This window comes from Microbulbifer flavimaris (assembly GCF_001641755.2).
In the GTDB taxonomy this organism is placed as follows: domain Bacteria; phylum Pseudomonadota; class Gammaproteobacteria; order Pseudomonadales; family Cellvibrionaceae; genus Microbulbifer; species Microbulbifer flavimaris.
In genome coordinates this window covers 866,575-886,268 of the sequence record NZ_LRFG02000001.1, presented here as the reverse complement: position 1 = coordinate 886,268, position 19,694 = coordinate 866,575, and the positions used below count along the sequence as shown (strand labels likewise).

Here is a 19,694-nt window from a genome sequence, read left to right as displayed (position 1 = left end):
GGCCAGAAACTGTGAGAGAACCGGGACTGCCGGGACTGAGCCAGGCAGCACATTCGGATGCGCTCGCCGAGTTCTCGGGCAGTGCTGTAGCTGTAGAAGGGGAGTGAAGCAGGTTCGGTAGGCAGGGGCTGGGCCGATCGCAAACAAAATGGGCGCCGGTCAGGGCGCCCAAAAAGTGGTTACAACTTGAACTCGGCCCAGACTGGCGCGTGGTCGCTGGGGCGTTCCATCCCCCGAATCTCGTAGTCAACCCCCGCCTGGGTGCAGTTTTTCGCCAGGGACTGGGTCGCGAGAATCAGGTCGATTCGCAGGCCGCGCTTTGGCTCTCGGTCGAAACCGCGGCTGCGGTAGTCAAACCAGCTGAAGATATCGTCCGTCTCGGGATGCAGCTGGCGGAAGGTGTCCACCAGGCCCCAGTTCTCGACTTTCTGCAGCCACTCCCGCTCTTCTGGCAGGAAGCTGCACTTGCCGTCACGCAGCCAGCGCTTGCGATTGGGCTCGCCAATCCCGATGTCCAGGTCAGAGGGGGAAATGTTCATGTCGCCGATCACCAGCACTGGCGCCTCGGGCTTGCAGTGCTTCTCCAGGTATTGGCTGAGGTCGGCGTAATACTTGCGTTTTGCCGGGAATTTGATCGGGTGCTCGCGATTTTCCCCTTGCGGGAAGTAACCATTGATGACAGTCAGCGGCTCGCTGGCGCCAATGTCGAACTTCCCGGTGACGAGGCGCCGCTGGGCTTCGGTGCCGTCATCGGGGAATCCAAATTGCTGGTCCAGGAAGGGCAGCCTGGAGAGCATCGCCACACCGTAGTGGGTCTTCTGACCAAAGAAGATCACCTCATAGCCCAGGTCACGAACGGCATCGATGGGGAAGTCCTCATCGGTCACCTTGGTTTCCTGCAGCCCGATGATGTCCGGTGCGTGGGTTTCGACCAGCGCTTCCAGCTGGTGCAGGCGTGCGCGGATGCTGTTGACGTTAAAGGAAACGACTTTCACTTCTCTCCCCCAAAAAATAAAAAAGGCCGGGCGCACCCAACCTGTCTGGCGTTCAAGTTTTCAAATTATACGGAAATTCCCCGGGGCTGGCCGTAAGTGACCGGCCCCGGGGAGAAGATCAGAAGTTGGCCACCTGTGGCGGTGTCTTGGTGATCTTTTCGGACAGGCCGATGAAGTCAGCCATGATATAGCCGGCCTCATTGAGAATGGGGTCATTCTCCAGTTTGATTTCCACCGGACCGCCAATGGTGGCGGTATCCTCCGACTCGCTCTTCTCGTAGGCCTCAAAATTTTCGTAGGGTTCGAGGCCCTTGGCGGTGCGGCGGCGGTTCTCCATGACCAGCATCTGCTGGTTCAGGTTTTCGCGCTCCTGCTCCCGCGTGAGTTCGTTGAGAGAGACGAACTTGCGATCTGCGCGTTCGCTTTCAAGACGGAACTGATCCCGCAGGAAAACGAAGTCCGGGTCTGCAGCGGTGCGCTGGTTGTGCTTGCTGACCAGGTCCGGCAGCAAATCCTTCAGGTTGAAGTACTTGGCGTGCGGCACTGCGTGGATACGGTCCCAGGGCAGGGCGGTGTCGTAAGCACTCTCGCCAACACTTTCAGCGTCGATCAGCTGCGGCATCGGAATATCCGGCGTTACACCTGCATGCTGGGTGCTGTCGCCGGAAACCCGGTAGAACTTGGACTGGGTGATTTTCAACTGGCCTTCCTTCAGGGGGGCCATGGTTTGCACGGTACCCTTGCCAAAGGACTGGTTGCCCACAACCAGCCCGCGGTTGTAGTCCTGAATGGCGCCAGCGAAGATTTCTGACGCAGACGCGGACAACCGGTTGATCAGCACCATGAGCGGCCCGCGGTACATGGCCCGGGAGCGGGAGCGGTTGTGGCGGGAGATCTGCTCATTGGCGTGCCGGATCTGCACCACCGGGCCCTGATCGATGAACAGGTCGGTGAGCATGGTGGCTTCCTGCAGGGAACCGCCGCCATTGTTACGCAGGTCGAGGATGATGCCATCAACCCCTTCCTCTTTTAATTCGTCCAGCAGGCGCGCAACATCGCGGGTGGTGCTCTTGTAGTTGGGGTCGCGACGGCGATAGGCCTCAAAGTCGATATAGAAGGTCGGCAGGTTGATCACGCCGATTTTGAAGGTCTCCTTGCCGTCGGAGAATTCAAATGTGGCCTTTTTTGCTGCCTGGTCTTCCAGCTTGACCTTGCTGCGCTTGATCAGAATGGTGCGGTGGCTACCGTCACCTCCGGCGGGAATGGTTTCCAGGCGGACATAGGTGCCGGCGGAGCCGCGAATCAGGTCCACCACGTCGTCGAGGCGCCAGCCAACGACATCGACCATTTCACCCTCTTTATCCTGACCAACGGCGACAATTTTGTCGTTTGGCTTGACCTTGCCCGTGCGGTCAGCGGGGCCACCTGCCACGAGGCGGGCCACCTTGGTGTACTCGTCCTCCATCTGCAAGACGGCACCGATTCCCTCCAGGGAGAGGGACATGCTCATATTGAAGTTTTCGAGAGACCGCGGGGACAGGTAGTTGCTGTGCGGATCGTACAGGCGGGTCAGCGAGTTCATGTACAGCTCGAAGACGTCATCGCTGCTCTGCTGGTTGATCCGCTTCAGCTGGCCCTGGTAGCGGCGCGTCAGCAGGTCCTGAATTTCCTCGTCAGTTTTGCCGGTCAGGCGCAGGTTGAGGACGCTGGACTTGAGGCGCTTGCGCCAGAGGTCGTCGGCCTCGCTGATTGAAGCGGGCCAGGTGCTTTCCTCACGGTCCAGCAGCAGGTTCTCATCCCGGGTGAAATCGAACTGGGGGAGACCCTTTTCCAGCTGGGAGAGGGTGTTCTCGAGCCGATCAGACAGGCGCAGGCGGTAGCGGTTGTAAATGTCGAAACCGGCTACGACCTGGCCAGCGCGCAGCTGGTCATCCAGCCTGTCGTGCCACTGGCGGAATTCGGCGATATCCGAGGCAAGAAAATAGCTGCGGGTAGGATCCAGCGCATCGATGTACGCGTCCCAGAGTTCCCCGGACATTTCGTCGCCGACTTTCAGCTTGTTGTAATGCAACATCTCCAGTTTGCCGACGATTTCACGGGCCGTGCCACCGTGGTCGTCCTCCGGCTGCAGTGCTTCTACTGCGGCCAGGGCGGCGAACGGCAGGGCGGTCACGGTTGTGATCAGCAATCCTGAGAAAAGCTTGGCGATCCGATTGGTAAGCATAAGGAGTCTCTTTATACGTCCTACTTCAAGGCGCCCCACAGTCTGCTGCCTGAATGGCATGTCCGTGGCGACTTACAGCTTAGGACAAGTATAAAGGCTGAAAGCTCCAAAAGGCATGAATTGCCTTCAATACGAGATGAATGGTGCCAGTGACCGAGGTTCGCAAAAACAAACTTGCGCGCCATTGCCTATTCGCGCACTAAATTACTCGTGAACGCGAGTAGCAGGCGTGCTACATGGGCTGCTATCTGAGCAACATGTTTGGTTTCTGATCATTAATGGGCGGCTGAACGGCTCCGTGTTTGGTCTGACCGCATGGTCATAAATTTCAGGACTCGACTGCATGGCTGAATATGTAGCCGGAACCCCATGCCGTTTTGATCGTGTGGGGTGAGCGGGCGCAGTCCCCGAGCTTCCGGCGCAAGCGACTCACATGGGAGTCAATGCTGCGATCGAAGGGGAAGCTATCACGACCTTTGGTCAGGTCCAGGAGCCGATCCCGGCTAAGTGGCGTCTGCGGGTTCTGCACAAATGCCAACAGCAGCGCGGTTTCACTGGTGGAGAGCGGCACTACTTCAGTGTCGGGATTCAGGAGCTCCATCCGCGCTGGATAAAAGCGCCAGCCGTTGAAGGCAAAAGCCCTGGGGCGCTCGCGGATGATTTCCCGCTTGGCACGGCGCAGGATGGCTTTGACCCTGGCAACGAGTTCCCGGGGGGAGTAGGGCTTTCCCACGTAGTCGTCCGCGCCCAGCTCCAGCCCGAGCACCCGGTCAATCTCGTCATTGCGGGATGAAATCAGCAGAACTGGCGGCGCATTGTCGAGGTTGCAGAGGTCGCGGCACAGATGGAAGCCATCCGCGCCGGGGAGCGCAATGTCCAGCGTCACCAGGTCGGGCCGGCATTCCGCAGCACTCGCTGCGGTGGTTTCAGCACCGTCATCCTGGATGACGCTGAATCCGGACTGGCGCAACAACTGGGCCAGCGCTTCGCGGTCTGCCGGGTTGGGGTCTATGACCAGTACCGAGGCGCCGAAGATATTCATTGGATGACCTTTATATGTTTATTGGTCGCGGGGCCTGCAATGATGTGTCGGGTCGTTTCAGGGGCTCCCTTGCATTCGTGGGGTGCGCGATAGGCACGATCCTCAAGAGAGTCATACAGCCTTTTTCAAACCCTGACACACTTTTTCACATTTATGGCAATTTTTACCACATCAATAATGCCAAAGTAATCCCATAACGAATAAAAAACTGCACAAAAAACAGGCGTTTATGGCAATAATGGGATTCCGCGCCCGCCGGTCGACCCGGGGACTTTTCAGCGTGCTGGCGACCACCCTGCCGGCACTCTGCAGCCTGCCTCGGTCTGCTCTCATAGGTCTCTATAGTGCCAGCCTCCAGCGAGCCTGCGGTCAGGCTGTTGCTGAAGAGAATAAAAGATGACCACTAAAAAAAGTGTCAAGGCCACTGATTCGGGATTGCGCTATTCACTGTACCTGAGTCTCGTGCTGGGGTTGATCTGGCTGGGTAATTCCGGCCATTACTCGCCACTGCTCCTGGCGTTCGGTGCACTATCTGTATTCCTGGTTGTGTGGATTGCCCGTCGAATGCGTGTGGTTGACGGAGAGTCGCAGCCATTTCACATGTCGTTCCGGTTACTGGCGTACTACGGCTGGCTATTCAGAAAGATTGTTGAAAGCAATATCAAGGTTGCTGGCTGTGCTTGGCGAGGTCGCAGCGCCATCAGCCCTGTCAGTGCCCGCGTGCCATGCGCCCTCCAGTCAGACCTTTCCCGAGTCATTTACGCCAATTCCATCACGCTCACCCCGGGTACCGTGACAGTCTCCCTGGATAAAGGGGAGTTGCTGGTTCACGCCCTGACCGAGTCGGGGATAGCTGAGTTGCAGACCGGTGAAATGGAGGGCCGCGTCGCGCGGCTGGATCAATAATGATAATTGCAACCGCTGTCGCCTTGCTGGTGGTGATGGTCATGGCCCTCGTGCGGGCACTGCTGGGCCCGACCATTCACGATCGTATCCTCGCCGTGAATGTGTTCGGCACCAAAACTGTGCTGCTGATTTCCGTGATCTGTTTTATCAGCGGCCGTCCCGAATTCATCGACATTGCGCTGGTTTACGCACTGATCAACTTTGTCAGCATCATTGGTGTCCTGAAATATTTTGAATATCAAGGCGCGAGTGCAGGGGAGGGAGCCAGTGATTGAGAGTGCGGTTTCTGTACTGGCTGCCATGATGCTCGGATTGGGCAGTTTCTTTATGATCTCGGGCGCTCTGGGGATTTTACGCTTCCCCGATTTCTATTCGCGAATGCACGCGGCGAGCATGACCGATACCCTCGGTACCTACCTGATTATCGGCGGCCTGATGTTCACTGCTGGCTGGGGCTTACCCCTGTTCAAGCTCACCCTGATACTCGTGTTTATCTTTTTTACCAGCCCCACCGCCGGGCATGCGCTGGCCAAATCTGCCCAGCTTTCCGAGTTGCGTCTCGGTGGCGAGCAGTCGGGTAGCGCGAAACCTGGCGCTGGTGGTGTCCATTCTGATCAGCATCCCGACTCGAGGGATCTTGCGAGAGCCGATCGTGTGTAATCGCCGCGGATTCCGGGAGACGATACTGTGGAGCTAATACTGGATATTACCCTGCTGTCACTGCTCCTGGTGACAGCGGTTTATATCGCCTGGACCCGTGATCTGTTCGCTGCGGTCATGTTGGCGGGAATCTATGGCCTGCTTTCAGCCAGCTTCTTCATGAGCATGGGTGCGGTGGACGTTGCCTTTACGGAAGCGGCAGTGGGAGCGGGGATATCACCCCTGCTGATGCTCTCCACTTTGGCCATCTGCGGAAGGGCGCAGCGCGCCAATCCCCAGCGGGCAATCCTGGCACTCATCAGCGTGACGGTGGTGGGCTTGCTGTTGATTTCTGCCACGCTGGAAATGCCGGCTTTCGGTTCCCCCGACGCGCCGGCGCATTTGCATGTGGCGCCGCGCTACCTCACAGACTCCATGCGTGAAATCGGTATTCCGAACGTGGTGACATCAGTGCTCGCCAGTTATCGTGCCTTCGACACCCTTGGCGAGGTAGTCGTAATCTTTACTGCCGGCCTTGGCGTGCTCTCTCTGTTGGGACTGCAGGGCGAGACTTTGCCGCGGCAGGTTCAGTCTCCCATGGCCGAGCCGTCGCACCTGGTGCTGAGAGTGGTGGGCAAGGTGCTGGTTCCGCCGATCATGCTGTTCGCCCTCTATGTCCAGTTTCATGGTGAATACGGCCCCGGGGGCGGATTCCAGGCGGGGGTCATCTTTGCCGTTGGCTTCATTTTATATTCGCTGGTCTTTGGTCTCGATGCGGTCGAGCGCATCGTTAACCGCTCCCTGGTGCAGGCTTTGGCCGCATTGGGTGTGCTGGTTTATGGCACGGTGGGCGTGCTGGGGATTGTCAGTGGCCGCAACTACCTCGATTACAGTGGCCTTGCTGGTGACTCCGTTACCGGCCAGCATCTCGGGATTATCGCCATCGAGCTGGGTGTCGGCATTACTGTGGCTGCTGTGATGATGCTGGTGTTCTTCGTTTTCTCCGCGCAGCTCGTCAGGGGGAGGGTAGTTCAGCATGCTTCTTAGCGCGCTCTACAATTACTGGGTCGTCGTTCTGCTGATGATGACGGGCCTGTACATGGTTATTGCCCAGGGCAACCTGATCAAGAAAATCATTGGCCTGAATGTCTTTCAAACATCGGTGTTTATCTTTTATATCAGTGTGGGAAAAGTCACCGGCGGCAGTGCGCCTATCCTCAGTCAGCTTGCCACGGTCTATTCCAATCCTCTGCCCCATGTGCTGATCCTGACCGCTATCGTCGTGGGTATCGCCACCACGGCACTGGCGCTGGCGCTCGTGCTGAGAATTCGCCAGTCCTACGGCTCAGTTGAAGAGCAGGATATTCTGACGAGAGATTCCCAGTGTTAACGCATCTTCCCATCCTGCAGGTCATCCTGCCGCTGGTGGCGGCCCCCTCCTGCCTGTTTTTGCAAAAATCGCGCCTGTCATGGGCCTTTACGTTGCTGGTCAGTCTCGCGGCCTTTGTTGTCAGCGCATTGTTGCTCCAGCAGGTCATGTCAGAGGGTAGCATTCGCTACAGTCTCGGGGGCTGGGACGCACCTTGGGGGATCGAGTATCGGATTGATGTGCTCAATGCCTGGGTGTTGTTCATCGTCACGGGGGTCAGTACCGCGGTTATTGCTGCGGCGCGCGCCAGTGTGGAGTCCGAGCTGGGGGCTTCGCGCCAGACCATTTTCTATACCCTCTACCTGCTGTGTTTCTCCGGCCTGCTGGGCATCGTGGCAACCGGAGACGTATTCAATGTATTCGTATTCCTGGAAATCTCTTCGCTGTCCACCTATGCCCTGATCGCGATGGGTCGCGACCGACGCGCACTGTGGTCAGCATTTCAATATCTTGTGCTTGGCACCATTGGTGCCACCTTTATTCTTATTGGTATCGGCTTTCTGTATATGATGACCGGTACTCTCAACATGCTGGACCTGGCAGAGAGGCTGCCGGCAGTGGAGAGTTCTACCGCGGTACTGGCTGCCTTTGCTTTTATCCTGGTAGGCATCTGCCTCAAGCTGGCACTTTTCCCGCTGCATCTCTGGCTGCCCAATGCCTATAGCAGTGCCCCGTCGATTGTGACCGCGTTTCTCGCAGCCACTGCCACCAAGGTCGCCCTTTATCTGCTGGTGCGATTCACCGTAACCGTGTTCGGGATCGACTTCTCGCTGTCGGCCTTGCCGCTGCAGTCGCTGTTCATATTGCTCGGGCTGGCCGGTGTTTTCGTCGGTTCGGCAGTGGCGATCTACCAGTCGAATATCAAGCGGATGTTCGCCTACTCCTCAGTGGCCCAGATCGGTTACATGATTGTCGGTATCGGTATCAGCACAGTGGCAGGACTGCAGGCCACCCTGTTGCACCTGTTCAATCATGCACTGATGAAGGCGGCGTTGTTCCTCGCCCTGGCGGGACTGGTTCTGCGGGCTGGCGGCTGCGCACTTGAAGATTTCCGCGGCCTTGGTCGTCGCATGCCCTGGACCATGGGAGCAATTGCAGTTGCCGGGGCGAGCCTGGTGGGTATGCCGCTGACGGCCGGATTTATCAGTAAGTGGCACCTGATTGCGGCCGCTATCGACAGCGGCTTCTGGATACTGGCGTTGCTCATTGTAGCGGGATCACTGTTGTCGGCGGTTTACGTCTGGCGCCTGATTGATGCCGCCTACCTGCAGGGACCGGATAAGTCGTTGCCGGAGCAGGGCAGGAATGAGGCACCCCTGGGAATCCTGATCCCGACCTGGGGCCTGGTATTGGCGAACCTGTATTTCGGTGTTGAGACCAGTCTTCCGGTCACCGTTACACAGGCGGCTTCAGCCTATCTTCTGGGAGGGGCGCCGTAATGGGCACAGACACTCTGTTGGGGCTCGCGCTCGGGCTGCCGATCCTGGCTTTTGCGGGTGTGTTGTTTGCGGACCGTCGTCAGAACCTGCGTGAAGCCGTGTCCCTGATCAGTGCCGGTTGCCTGCTCTGGGCGGTGTCCCTGCTTTACCGCCCGGTGTTAGATGGAGAGGTAATAGGCCTGTCGTGGGCAGAGGTAATGCCGGGGATCGAGATCGCCTTCCGGGCTGAACCTCTTGGATTGCTGTTTGCTCTGGTGGCAAGCTTCCTGTGGATCGTTACCACACTGTACGCAATCGGCTATATGCGCGGCCACGGCGAGGCCAACCAGACGCGCTTCTTTGCACTCTTTGCGCTGTCCATTGCCTCGGTAATGGGGATAGCCTTTGCTGAAAACCTGTTTACGCTGTTTGTTTTTTATGAGGTCCTGACGCTCGCTACCTACCCGCTGGTGACGCATGCGGGCACGGAAAAAGCAAAGGCGGGTGGCAGAACCTATTTAATGATCCTGCTCGGCACCTCCGTTGGCTTTTTCCTGGTGGCGATCGCCGGAACCTGGTTGTTGGCCGGTACTCTCTCCTTTACCCGGGGCGGGGTTTTCCCGCCGGAAACCGGTCCGGCGGTGCTGTCGCTGCTGCTGGTCTTGTATGTCTTTGGTGTGGGAAAAGCAGCGATCATGCCATTTCACCGCTGGTTGCCGGCGGCCATGGTGGCTCCGACTCCAGTCAGTGCGCTGTTGCATGCGGTTGCCGTGGTTAAGGCCGGGGTATTCGTGATTCTGAAGGTGTGCCTGATGATTTTCGGGCTGGAGACCCTCAAAGCCATCCCGGCAACGACCTGGCTGCTGTATCTGGCGGCGGTCTCTATCTTGCTGGCCTCACTGGTTGCGCTGCGGCAGGACAACCTCAAGGCCCGTCTTGCTTATTCGACTGTGAGTCAGCTGGGCTATATCACCCTGGGTGCGCTGCTAGCCACCTCCGCCGGTATTGCCGGTGGGGCCATGCATATCGTGATGCATGCGTTTGGCAAGATCACCCTGTTTTTCTGTGCTGGTGCCATTCTTGTTGCTGCGCACAAAACCGAGATCAGTGAACTGGACGGCCTCGGCCGGCAGATGCCGCTGACCATGGGCGCCTTCTTTCTCGCGAGCCTTTGTATTATCGGAGTTCCACCCACCGGCGGCACCTGGAGCAAGTGGTTCCTGCTGCTGGGCACGGTAGAGGCAGAGCAGTGGCTGTTGGTTGTGCTGCTGATGCTGAGTTCGCTGCTCAGCATTGCCTACCTGCTGCCGATCCCCCTGCGCGCATTCTTCCCCCGCAATGGTGTGCAGGCAACAGGCCCTGTAGCGGTGCGAGAAGCGCCCTGGCCCTCAATGCTGGCGATAGCGGTGACAGCCATCGGCTGTGTCTTGCTGCTCGCCTACCCAACAATTATCTCCCGATTGATTCAGGTGGGGCTCTAGTCGGCTCATGAAGCATAAAGATAACTACCTTTTCGACAATCCGAAAAACGTGCAGCGGCTGTTGAGAGTCTTCTATTTTTGCTGCGCCGTGCTGGTGGGCCTGGAACTGGTTGTGCATCGCCACACTGAGCATGCCTGGGAAGGGTTGTTCGGCTTCTATCCCCTTTATGGTTTTGTCGGCTGCGTGGTGTTGGTAGTGGTGGCCAAGTGGATGCGGGTGCTGCTTATGCGGCCCGAGGATTATTATCAGGCGTCTACCGACGATGCCGACAAGGATAATGCCAACCAGCGAGCAGTGGACGTTGAGCAGGGGAGGGCGCAGCCGTGATATTGATTCCCCCGTTTATCGCATTTTTTGTTGCTGCGGCACTGGTTCTGCTGTTGCGTGGCTGGCCCCGTGCCTTGCTCACTATTCTGGTTCCGCTGGTGAGTCTCGCCAATCTGTGGGGCACTCCCGCGGGTGAGTACGCAACCGTGAGTCTCATGCAGTTTGAGCTGGTCTTTTTCTCGGTGGATCGGCTCAGTTTGTTGTTCGGCTATCTCTTTCATGTGGCGGCAATGATTGCGGTGATCTATTCGCTGCACGTGCGGGACACGCTGCAGCAGGCGGCGAGCCTGCTCTATGCCGGCAGTGCTCTGGGCGCCGTCTTCGCGGGCGATCTGCTGACACTGTTTATTTTCTGGGAGCTGCTGGCGCTGACATCGGTGTTTCTGGTCTGGGCACGTCGGAGCGCAGCCTCCTATGGTGCCGGCCTGCGCTATCTGATCATGCACATTCTCTCGGGGTTGCTGTTGTTGGTGGGGATCGTGATTTACAGTCGCACGGATCCCTCGCTGACCCTCGGCCCGATCGGGCTTGAGTCGGGCGCCGCCGGTTGGCTGATGTTCATCGCCTTCGGTATCAAGTGTGCCTTCCCTTTCTTCCACAGCTGGTTGACGGACGCCTATCCGGAATCGACCCCGACCGGGACCGTCTTCCTCAGTGCCTTCACAACCAAGGTGGCGGTCTACGCCTTGGCCCGCACCTTCCCGGGTACCGAATTGCTGGTCTATATCGGAGCAGCGATGGCCTGCTTCCCGATTTTCTATGCAGTGATCGAGAATGACCTGCGACGGGTGCTGGCCTACAGCCTGATCAACCAGCTGGGCTTTATGGTGGTGGGCATCGGTATCGGCACTGCGCTGGCCATCAATGGTGCGGTGGCGCATGCCTTCAATGATGTGATTTTCAAGGGTCTGCTGTTCATGTCCATGGGGGCGGTGCTGCACGTCACCGGCAAGATCAACGGCTCAGAACTTGGCGGTCTTTACAAGACCATGCCGAAGACCACGGTGCTCTGTATTATCGGGGCGGCTTCCATCTCGGCCTTCCCGTTGTTCAGCGGCTTTGTCAGTAAATCCATGGTGATGAGTGCCGCGCTGCAGAATGGCTATGACTGGGTATGGCTGATATTGCTGTTTGCTTCCGCCGGGGTTTTCCATCACGCAGGCATCAAGATTCCCTATTTTGCCTTCTTCGCCCATGACAGCGGTATCCGTGCCCAGGAACCGCCGCGCAATATGCTGCTGGCCATGACCATCGCTGCGGCCCTTTGCCTGCTGGTCGGGATTTACCCGCAAGCGCTCTACCAGCTGCTCCCCTATGAAGTGGCCTATACCCCTTACGACACCACCCATGTGCTGACCCAGTTACAGCTGCTCTTCTTCTCTGCGCTGGCGTTTGTCTGGCTGAACCTGCGGCGTCTGTATCCGCCAGAGCTGCCATCGGTGAACCTGGATGTGGATTGGTTCTACCGGCGCCTGTTCCCGAGCGCTGGGAGCCGAATCGGTGGTGGAATTCTGAGGTTGGACAGCCGCCTGCGCGCCGCAGCACGGAGTGGGGCGTCCAGCCTGGTCGACGCGGTCAGCAGCCATCACAAGCCGGAGGGCCTGCTGGCCCGGAACTGGCTGACCGGTAGTATGGTCGCGGGGGTGGTGCTGCTGCTCGGCTTCTATCTATTACTGGGCTTTGCCCTTTAAGAGATCTCCGGTACATCCGGGCCGGAAGAGCGGCTGCTATGACGCTGCTCTTCAGGAGGGGGCTGGCGCCGGCTCCCGGCGCAGGCTGGGAGCGTGGTGCAGCATGTCGATCAGCGTGTTCAGGTAGCGCTCCCCCAGCAGGGCCAGATCCCGCCCATCGGGTCGCAGCAGCCAGTCCCCTAGCAAGCCCACAAGTGCGCCGTGCAGCATCGGGGCCGCCAACTCCACGTCCAGGTCCGCGGGCAGTTGCTTCCGTGTCACGGCGCCACCAATCAGCTGTCGCATCCGCTCCAGACCTTCCTCGCGGCAATCGAGCATTCGCTGGGTAATCTCTCCGCTCTCGGTGACCAACTCGCAGCGGTGAAGGATGATGTCGAGGATCTGCTGCCATTGCCGGTTGCAGGCCACTTCCTGAAAGAGCCAGAGCCAGCGGGTACGAAGGATGCCGAGGGGATTGTGGTGGGCATCTTCGCTGGCACCCTCGCAGAGTTTCTCTCCCGGCAGTTGCACGCGCTCAGCCAGCGCATTGAACAGGTCCGCCTTATTGCGGAAATGCCCGTAAACAGCGCCTCGGGTTACACCGGCCAGTTCTGCCACCTCGGTCAGGGAGGGGCGGGCGACACCCTGCTGGTGAAACACGGTCACGGCCGCATCCAGTATGCGTTCGCGAGTTTCCATTGCATCTTCTTTACGCCGCTTGGCCACTATTCACTTCCCCGACTGACATCAATTGCCTGAACCGTTTTGGTTTTACACACCGGGCTGGCCGCGGTGTGCGAGCGGCGGCAGTGTAATTCATATTCATTCATGAATGAATACTTGCCGGCAATTCCCGCCCGGGGATAGAATGCGCGGCACTCAAAACCATTCATTCCTGTCATAGGCGACAAACTCGCCCCGGACAGGCACTCGCCGGCCTAGCGGTCACTGAGAGGTAATCATGCAGAATCGGAATCTGACTTTTGGCCTGTTGGCTGCCGTAACCCTATTGGCGGCCTGCAGTCAGGAGCAGGGCGGCAGGCCGGCGATGGTCCCTGAAGTCGCAGTGGTGACTCTGGAACCGCAGGAAGTGACGCTCACCCGTCAGTTACCCGGGCGAACCAACCCCTACAAAGTGGCGGAGGTGCGCCCGCAGGTGAACGGGCTGGTGGAAGAGCAGCTGTTTCGGGAAGGCGGCATCGTCGAGGGGAGTCAGCCTCTGTACCAGTTGGACGATGCTGTCTATCGCGCTGACTATGAGAGCACCCGCGCCGAACTGCAGGGCGCCCGCGCGGAGCTCAATGTGGCCCGGCTGAAAGCGGAGCGGATGGCCAATCTGGTGAAGACCGGTGCGGTCAGCACGCAGGACAACGATAGTGCCCGGGCCGCACTGCAGCAGGCGGAGGCCGCCGTGGCCAAGGCCCGCGCGGCAGTGCAGCGAGCGCGGCTGAGCCTCGACTATGCACGTATCAGCGCCCCTATTTCCGGACGCATCGGCAAGTCCAGCGTCACCCAGGGCGCTCTTGTCACCGCCAATCAGGCCCAGGCGCTGGCCACCATCCAGCAGCTGGACCCGATTTACGTCGATCTCAATCAGTCGACGAGCGAACTGCTGAGCCTCCGCCGTGCCGTTGAAGCCGGCAGTGTCGAGGATGCACGTGATTTGCCGGTAAGCATCCTGCTTGATGATGAGACGGTCTACGAGCATCGCGGACAACTGGAATTTGCCGAGGCTCGGGTCGACCCCAGCACCGGTAGCGTGTTACTGCGGGTGGTAGTACCAAACCCCGACCACATGCTCTTGCCCGGCATGTACGTGCGCGCGGAAATCGGTCGCGGAGTCCGAGAGCAGGCCATTCTGGTGCCCCAGCAGGGTGTCATGCGGGATCCAAAGGGCAACACCAATGCCATGGTCGTGAACGGTGAAAACCAGGTTGAAGTGCGTCCGGTGGTTGTGAGCCAGACCCTTGGCGACAGCTGGCTGGTCGAGGAGGGACTCAGCGCGGGCGACCGTGTGATTGTGGCCGGCCTGCAGAAAGTGCGTCCGGGCGCAAACGTGACGGTCGTCGAGGACGAGCGCGAGAAGGCCGGTAGTGAAAAGCAGGTGGTATCCACCGAAGACACCGTCGCAGCGGATTCCTGAGGTCGCAAACATGGCAGCATTTTTTATCGATCGACCCATCTTTGCGTGGGTGATTGCGATTATTGTCATGCTCGGCGGCGGGCTGGCGATCAGCAAGCTCGCCGTGGAGCGTTATCCGGATATCGCCCCGCCGACGGTCAGCATCAGCGCCAGCTATCCCGGCGCCTCTGCACAGGTGGTGGAGGACTCGGTGACCCAGGTGATCGAGCAGAACATGACGGGCCTGGACGGCCTGCTCTATATGTCCGCCACCAGTGAATCCATTGGTCAGGTCAACATCACCCTGACATTCGCCAATGGCACCGACCCGGACATTGCCCAGGTACAGGTGCAGAACAAACTGCAGCTGGCCATGCCACTGCTGCCGGAGGCCGTGCAGCGCCAGGGCGTCAATGTGGGAAAAGGCCGCAGCGGCTTCCTGATGGTGGTGGGATTTGTGTCCGAGGACGGGCGCATGAACCGCTCCGACATTGCCGATTTCGTCAATGCGAACATCGTTGACCCCATCAGCCGTGTGCCCGGCGTTGGCGGCATCCAGGTGTTTGGCTCCCAGTACGCAATGCGCATCTGGCTGGACCCGAACAAACTCGAGACCTATAAGCTGGTACCCAGCGACGTCATCGCTTCGGTCCGAGCGCAAAACCAGCAGGTGGCAGTCGGCAGTCTTGGTGGCACCCCCGCCATTGACGGCCAGCAACTGAATGCCAACGTGGTGTCCCAGGGGCGCCTGGAAACCCCGGAGCAGTTCAGGGATATTGTCATCCGCTCCAATCCCGATGGCTCCGTGCTGAAACTGGGTGATATTGCCCGGGTGGAAATCGGCGCGGAGAATTACGACTTCATCAGCCGCTTCAACCGCCAGCCTGCCACCGGCCTGGCCGTGACCCTCGCCACCGGCGCCAACGCACTCGAGACCGCCGAGGGCGTGCGCGAGAAGCTCGCGGAGCTGGAGCCCTTTCTGCCGACGGGTATCAAGACGGTGGTGCCGTTCGACTCCACGCCCTTCGTTAAGGTCTCCATCGAGGGCGTGATCAAGACGCTGGTGGAAGCGGTGATCCTCGTTTTCCTGGTGATGTACCTGTTCCTGCAGAACATCCGCGCCACGATTATTCCCACCATTGCCGTACCGGTGGTTCTGCTGGGCACGTTCGGAATCCTGGCCGCGCTGGGCTTTTCGATTAATATGCTCACGATGTTTGCCATGGTGCTGGCCATCGGACTGCTGGTGGACGATGCCATTGTGGTGGTGGAGAACGTGGAACGGGTGATGAGCGAGGAGGGGCTCTCCCCCCGGGAAGCCACCCGCAAGTCAATGAAACAGATCACCGGGGCCCTTGTGGGCATCGGCGTGGTGCTGTCGGCGGTATTCGTCCCCATGGCTTTTATGGAAGGTGCGACCGGGGTGATCTACCGGCAGTTCTCAGCGACGATTGTCGCCGCCATGGCGCTATCGGTACTGGTGGCGATTGTTTTGACGCCGGCCCTCTGCGCCACCATGCTCAAGCCCATTGCCAAGGGGGAGGGGCACGCGAGAACCGGCTTCTTCGGCTGGTTTAACCGCAACTTTGAGCGCGGTACCGCCGGCTACCAGCGGGGTGTGCGTGGCATCCTCGGCCGCGGTGGCCGATTCATGCTGCTCTTCGCCGCCCTCGCCGCCGTGATGATGGTGCTGTTCCTCCGCCTGCCCAGCTCCTTCCTGCCGGAAGAGGACCAGGGCGTGCTGTTCTCCATGGTCAAGACGCCAGTCGGGGCAACCCAGCAGCGCACCATGGACTCCATCAAAAAGGTTGAGGACTACTATCTCGACCACGAGCAGGATACGGTCGCGTCCGTGTTCAGCGTGCAGGGTTTCAGCTTTGCCGGCAGCGGCCAGAACAACGGTATTGCTTTCGTCAATATGCATGACTGGGAAGAGCGCGAGGAGCCGGGCCAGGATGCGGGCTCCGTCGCCATGCGGGCCATGGGTGCGCTGATGCAGATCAAGGACGCCATGGCTTTTGCCTTCTCGCCGCCAGCAATGCCGGGGCTGGGTACATCCGGCGGCTTCGACTTCTACCTCAAGGACAATGCCAATCTGGGGCACAAGGCTCTGACACAGGCCCGCAACCAGCTGCTGGGTGCCGCCGGGGAGAGTCCACTGTTGGTGAATGTGCGACCAAATGGCCAGGAGGATACGCCGCAATTCCGGCTGGATATCGATACGGAAAAAGCAGCCGCACTCGGACTTTCGATTGACGAAATCAATTCCACCGTCGGCACTGCCTGGGGTGGCCGCTATATCGATGACTTCATTGATCGCGGTCGGGTAAAAAAAGTGTATGTGCAGGCCGATGCGCCTTACCGGATGGTGCCGGAGGACTTTAATCAGTGGTCCGTGCGCAACCGGGAAGGCGAGATGGTGCCGCTTTCCAGCTTCGCCAGTTTCCGCTGGGAGTATGGCTCCCCGCGCCTCGAGCGCTACAACGGGGTGCCGGCGATGCAGATCAATGGCTCGGCGGCACCGGGCGTGAGTTCCGGTGAGGCCATGGCCGAGATGGAGCGTCTCGTGGCCCAGTTGCCCGCCGGGATCGGTATCGAGTGGACCGGGCTCTCTTATCAGGAGCGTCAGGCCGGCGCGCAGACGCCGTTACTGTATACCCTGTCATTGTTGATCGTGTTCCTGTGTCTCGCTGCGCTTTACGAGAGCTGGACTGTGCCCACCGCCGTGCTGCTGGTGGCGCCGCTGGGTATTCTCGGTGCGGTGCTGGCCAACACGCTGCGCGGCATGGAGAGGGATATCTATTTCCAGGTGGCCATGCTCACCACAGTGGGCCTGACCAGCAAGAATGCCATCCTGATTGTGGAGTTCGCCAAGCAAAACCTGGAAGAGGGCATGGAGCTGGTCCAGGCCACCATGCAGGCGGTGCGCGATCGCCTGCGCCCGATCCTAATGACCTCGTTGGCCTTTGGGCTCGGTGTATTGCCGCTTGCCATTGCCTCCGGTGCGGGTTCCGGTGCGCAGCAGGCCATCGGAACCGGGGTCCTGGGCGGTATGCTGGTTGGCACCCTGCTGGGGATATTCTTCATCCCGCTGTTCTTTGTGGTGGTGCAGCGTGTGTTTGGCCGAACCGCCAGACCAGAGGATCGGGAGCAGCTAGCGCTCAAGCAAACTCCCGTGCAGGAGGCGAGCACTGTGGTCTGATGGCCCGGTGCACAACGTAGAAATAGAGCGCCGGCAATCGCCGGCGTTCTTTTTTGTCGGGCCGATAACGTAAAATTGCCGGCAACCGACAGGTTGGAATAGAAAATAAGCAGCGTAGAGCGAGGACGAGATGCGGGGAGTTGTGGCCTTACTGTCGCTTCTGTTGAGTTTGGGTGCCTGGGCCCAGGAGTCCGGGAGTGACTCTCCGCTTCGCGAGGCGAAGCGACTGGAGGCCATTGTCGTTACCGCCAGTCCGCTGGCGACAGGCCGGGGAGGATTTGCCGGCAGCCTGTCCGTGCTTGGCAGTGGCGAACTGTCGCTGGTAAACCACGATCATATCCAGCAGAGCCTGGCCCGTGTGCCGGGTGCCAACGTCAGCCGCGGCAGTGGTCAGGAATATTTGCCGGCACTGCGCTCGCCGGTACTCACCGGCGCCGGCGCCTGTGGTAGTGTGCTGGCAATGCAGGACAACATTCCCCTGTTCCCTGCCGGGTTTTGCAATGTCAACGAGTTGTTCGTAGCCCACAGCGAACAGGCAGAGCGGATTGAGGTGATACGGGGTCCCGCTGGCACCCTGCACGGTGCCGGGGCGATGCACGGTGTGATCAATGTGGTTGGACCCACCGCCAGAACCGCTGAGGGCGGCAGTGCGCGGGTTGAAACCGGTCCCGAGGATCGCTGGAAGCTCAACCTTCGCAACAATGCGGTCAGCGGGTCCGGCGCTGCGCTGTCTTCCGCGCTTTCGCTGGCCCAGGATGGCGGTTACCGCGCGCAATCCGGTTTTGATCAGCAGAAGTTAAGCCTTGCCTACCGGTCTGACTCTGGCCGCAATGTGACCCGCATCGACGTCACCAACCTGGAGCAGGAAACCGCCGGCTACATCGTTGGCGAGGATGCGTTCCGGAATGATGTTTTGCGCCGCTCGAATCCGAACCCGGAGGCCTTTCGCAACGTTCGCTCGGCCCGCCTTTCCCACACGTTGAGTCATACCATTGAATCCGGCCATGAGTTCAGTTTCACTCCCTATGGGCGTTGGGGCGAAATGGCGTTCCTGCAGCATTTCCTGCCCGGCCAGCCTCTCGAGCAGACCGACCACGCCAGTGTTGGATTCCGCTCCAGTGTGCAGGGGGCGCTCTCTGAAAGCGTTGTGGTCTCGGCGGGTCTGGACGCAGAGCTGACCGAAGCCGCGCTGCGCCAGTCCCAGCCTGGCCAGACGACGGGCTCCGCGTTCCTGCAGGAGACCGTCCCCCAGGGAAAGCACTATGACTACGAGGTGGGCGCGTCCCTCGTGTCACCCTTTATGCTGGCGGCTTTCACCCCCAGCGAGCGCCTGTCCCTGGAGGCGGGTCTGCGGCTGGAGGCGCTTCGCTACGATTACGACAACCAAATGATCGCTGGTCGCACCCGCGAAGACGGTAGTGCCTGCGGTTTTGGTGGCTGCCGCTACAGCCGTCCGGAAGACAGGGAAGATACCTTCGGGAACTGGTCCCCATCCCTGGGACTGGTCTACGACTGGGCCCCGCTGCATCAGTTGTTTATCAATCTGGCTCACGGTTTCCGCGCGCCTCAGGCCACCGAACTCTATCGACTGCAACGGGAACAGTCGGTGGCCGATCTGGACTCCGAGGAAATGCGCAGCCTGGAACTGGGGCTGCGAGGACGGCGGGGCGAGCTGGATTACGAGCTGGTGGGCTTTGCCATGGAGAAGCGCAATGTAATCTTTCGCGATGCCGACTTCTTCAACCGCTCTGGCGGCGCCACCCGTCATCGCGGGGTGGAACTGGCCCTGGCTTATGCGCTGACAGAACACTGGTCGCTGGATCTCGCCGCAAGCTATGCCGAGCACCGCTATCGCGACGAGCGCCTGTTGGACGGAATTCCCCTCGACGGAAAACTGGTGGACTCTGCCCCCCGGGCCTTCGGTAGTGCGCGAATCACCTGGCAGCCAGATGATCGCAGCGAGATGGAGCTGGAGTGGCTGCACCGCGGGCGCTACTACACGGACCCCCTCAATCTTCACAGTTACCCGGGCCACGACCTGCTCAATGTGCGCGCCCGCCGTAATCTTGGCGATGGCTGGTCCGCAGCGCTGCGCCTGCTCAATCTACTGGATGAGCAATATGCGGAGCGGGCAGATTTCAGTAACTTCTCCGGCGATCGCTACTTTCCCGGCGAGCCGCGCTCTATTTATGCCGAGCTTGCGCTGGAGTTCTGAACAGAACCCGGTAGAAGCGCCCG

At 59.6% G+C, this 19,694-nt stretch carries 16 protein-coding genes; 12 read left to right on the top strand and 4 right to left on the bottom strand.

Annotated elements, in window-relative coordinates; all coding sequences use genetic code 11:
* Positions 1-179 precede the first annotated feature (179 nt).
* The 3 genes from xthA to AWR36_RS03925 all read right to left on the bottom strand — a co-directional run bounded on the left by xthA (position 180) and on the right by AWR36_RS03925 (position 4,261).
* Positions 180-995 carry an exodeoxyribonuclease III gene (gene xthA / locus AWR36_RS03935; protein ID WP_067081294.1) on the bottom strand — a complete coding sequence of 272 codons (816 nt, stop codon included), beginning with the start codon at positions 993-995 and terminating at the stop codon, positions 180-182.
* 118 nt (positions 996-1,113) lie between these two features.
* Positions 1,114-3,219: a carboxy terminal-processing peptidase gene (locus AWR36_RS03930; RefSeq protein WP_067081291.1), complete on the bottom strand. Its 2,106-nt coding sequence runs from the start codon at positions 3,217-3,219 to the stop codon at positions 1,114-1,116.
* Between the two features lie 328 nt (positions 3,220-3,547).
* A complete protein-coding gene (locus tag AWR36_RS03925) occupies positions 3,548-4,261 on the bottom strand; it encodes a response regulator (protein ID WP_067081289.1) in 714 nt (237 codons plus the stop codon).
* A 396-nt stretch (positions 4,262-4,657) separates the two neighbouring features.
* Here AWR36_RS03925 and AWR36_RS03920 point away from each other — a divergent pair, with 396 nt between their 5' ends.
* Genes AWR36_RS03920 through AWR36_RS03880 form a run of 9 tightly spaced genes read left to right on the top strand, consistent with a single transcriptional unit; the run spans position 4,658 to position 12,153 of the window.
* A complete protein-coding gene (locus AWR36_RS03920; protein ID WP_067104461.1) occupies positions 4,658-5,167 on the top strand; it encodes a Na+/H+ antiporter subunit E in 510 nt (169 codons plus the stop codon).
* Positions 5,167-5,442: a monovalent cation/H+ antiporter complex subunit F gene (locus AWR36_RS03915; protein WP_067081286.1), complete on the top strand. Its 276-nt coding sequence runs from the start codon at positions 5,167-5,169 to the stop codon at positions 5,440-5,442. Before AWR36_RS03920 ends, AWR36_RS03915 begins: the two co-directional genes overlap by 1 nt.
* Positions 5,435-5,827, top strand: a complete 393-nt coding sequence (gene mnhG, locus AWR36_RS03910) for a monovalent cation/H(+) antiporter subunit G (RefSeq protein WP_067104459.1) — start codon at positions 5,435-5,437, stop codon at positions 5,825-5,827. Before AWR36_RS03915 ends, mnhG begins: the two co-directional genes overlap by 8 nt.
* A gap of 27 nt (positions 5,828-5,854) precedes the next feature.
* Positions 5,855-6,853 carry a DUF4040 domain-containing protein gene (locus AWR36_RS03905; RefSeq protein WP_082679368.1) on the top strand — a complete coding sequence of 333 codons (999 nt, stop codon included), beginning with the start codon at positions 5,855-5,857 and terminating at the stop codon, positions 6,851-6,853.
* On the top strand, positions 6,843-7,196 hold the full coding sequence (locus tag AWR36_RS03900) for a cation:proton antiporter subunit C (RefSeq protein ID WP_067081283.1): 354 nt from the start codon (positions 6,843-6,845) through the stop codon (positions 7,194-7,196). The genes AWR36_RS03905 and AWR36_RS03900 overlap by 11 nt, the downstream gene beginning before the upstream one ends.
* Positions 7,190-8,674: a monovalent cation/H+ antiporter subunit D family protein gene (locus AWR36_RS03895; protein WP_067081280.1), complete on the top strand. Its 1,485-nt coding sequence runs from the start codon at positions 7,190-7,192 to the stop codon at positions 8,672-8,674. The genes AWR36_RS03900 and AWR36_RS03895 overlap by 7 nt, the downstream gene beginning before the upstream one ends.
* Complete coding sequence (locus AWR36_RS03890) at positions 8,674-10,134, top strand: proton-conducting transporter transmembrane domain-containing protein (protein ID WP_067081277.1); 1,461 nt, start codon at positions 8,674-8,676, stop codon at positions 10,132-10,134. Before AWR36_RS03895 ends, AWR36_RS03890 begins: the two co-directional genes overlap by 1 nt.
* Before the next feature lie 7 nt (positions 10,135-10,141).
* Positions 10,142-10,462, top strand: a complete 321-nt coding sequence (locus tag AWR36_RS03885) for a hypothetical protein (RefSeq protein WP_067081274.1) — start codon at positions 10,142-10,144, stop codon at positions 10,460-10,462.
* Entirely contained in the window at positions 10,459-12,153 is a 1,695-nt protein-coding gene (locus AWR36_RS03880; RefSeq protein ID WP_067081272.1) for a Na(+)/H(+) antiporter subunit D, read from the top strand. Before AWR36_RS03885 ends, AWR36_RS03880 begins: the two co-directional genes overlap by 4 nt.
* Before the next feature lie 51 nt (positions 12,154-12,204).
* Here AWR36_RS03880 and AWR36_RS03875 read toward each other — a convergent pair whose 3' ends face one another.
* Positions 12,205-12,831: a TetR family transcriptional regulator gene (locus AWR36_RS03875; protein ID WP_231745235.1), complete on the bottom strand. Its 627-nt coding sequence runs from the start codon at positions 12,829-12,831 to the stop codon at positions 12,205-12,207.
* Positions 12,832-13,093: 262 nt separating this feature from the next.
* Here AWR36_RS03875 and AWR36_RS03870 point away from each other — a divergent pair, with 262 nt between their 5' ends.
* The 3 genes from AWR36_RS03870 (at position 13,094) to AWR36_RS03860 (ending at position 19,671) form a co-directional block, all read left to right on the top strand.
* Entirely contained in the window at positions 13,094-14,275 is a 1,182-nt protein-coding gene (locus AWR36_RS03870; protein ID WP_096866609.1) for an efflux RND transporter periplasmic adaptor subunit, read from the top strand.
* 10 nt (positions 14,276-14,285) lie between these two features.
* Positions 14,286-17,456, top strand: coding sequence for an efflux RND transporter permease subunit (locus tag AWR36_RS03865; protein ID WP_067081242.1), 3,171 nt, complete (start codon positions 14,286-14,288; stop codon positions 17,454-17,456).
* 142 nt (positions 17,457-17,598) lie between these two features.
* Positions 17,599-19,671, top strand: a complete 2,073-nt coding sequence (locus AWR36_RS03860) for a TonB-dependent receptor (RefSeq protein ID WP_176491090.1) — start codon at positions 17,599-17,601, stop codon at positions 19,669-19,671.
* The last annotated feature ends 23 nt before the right edge of the window (positions 19,672-19,694 follow it).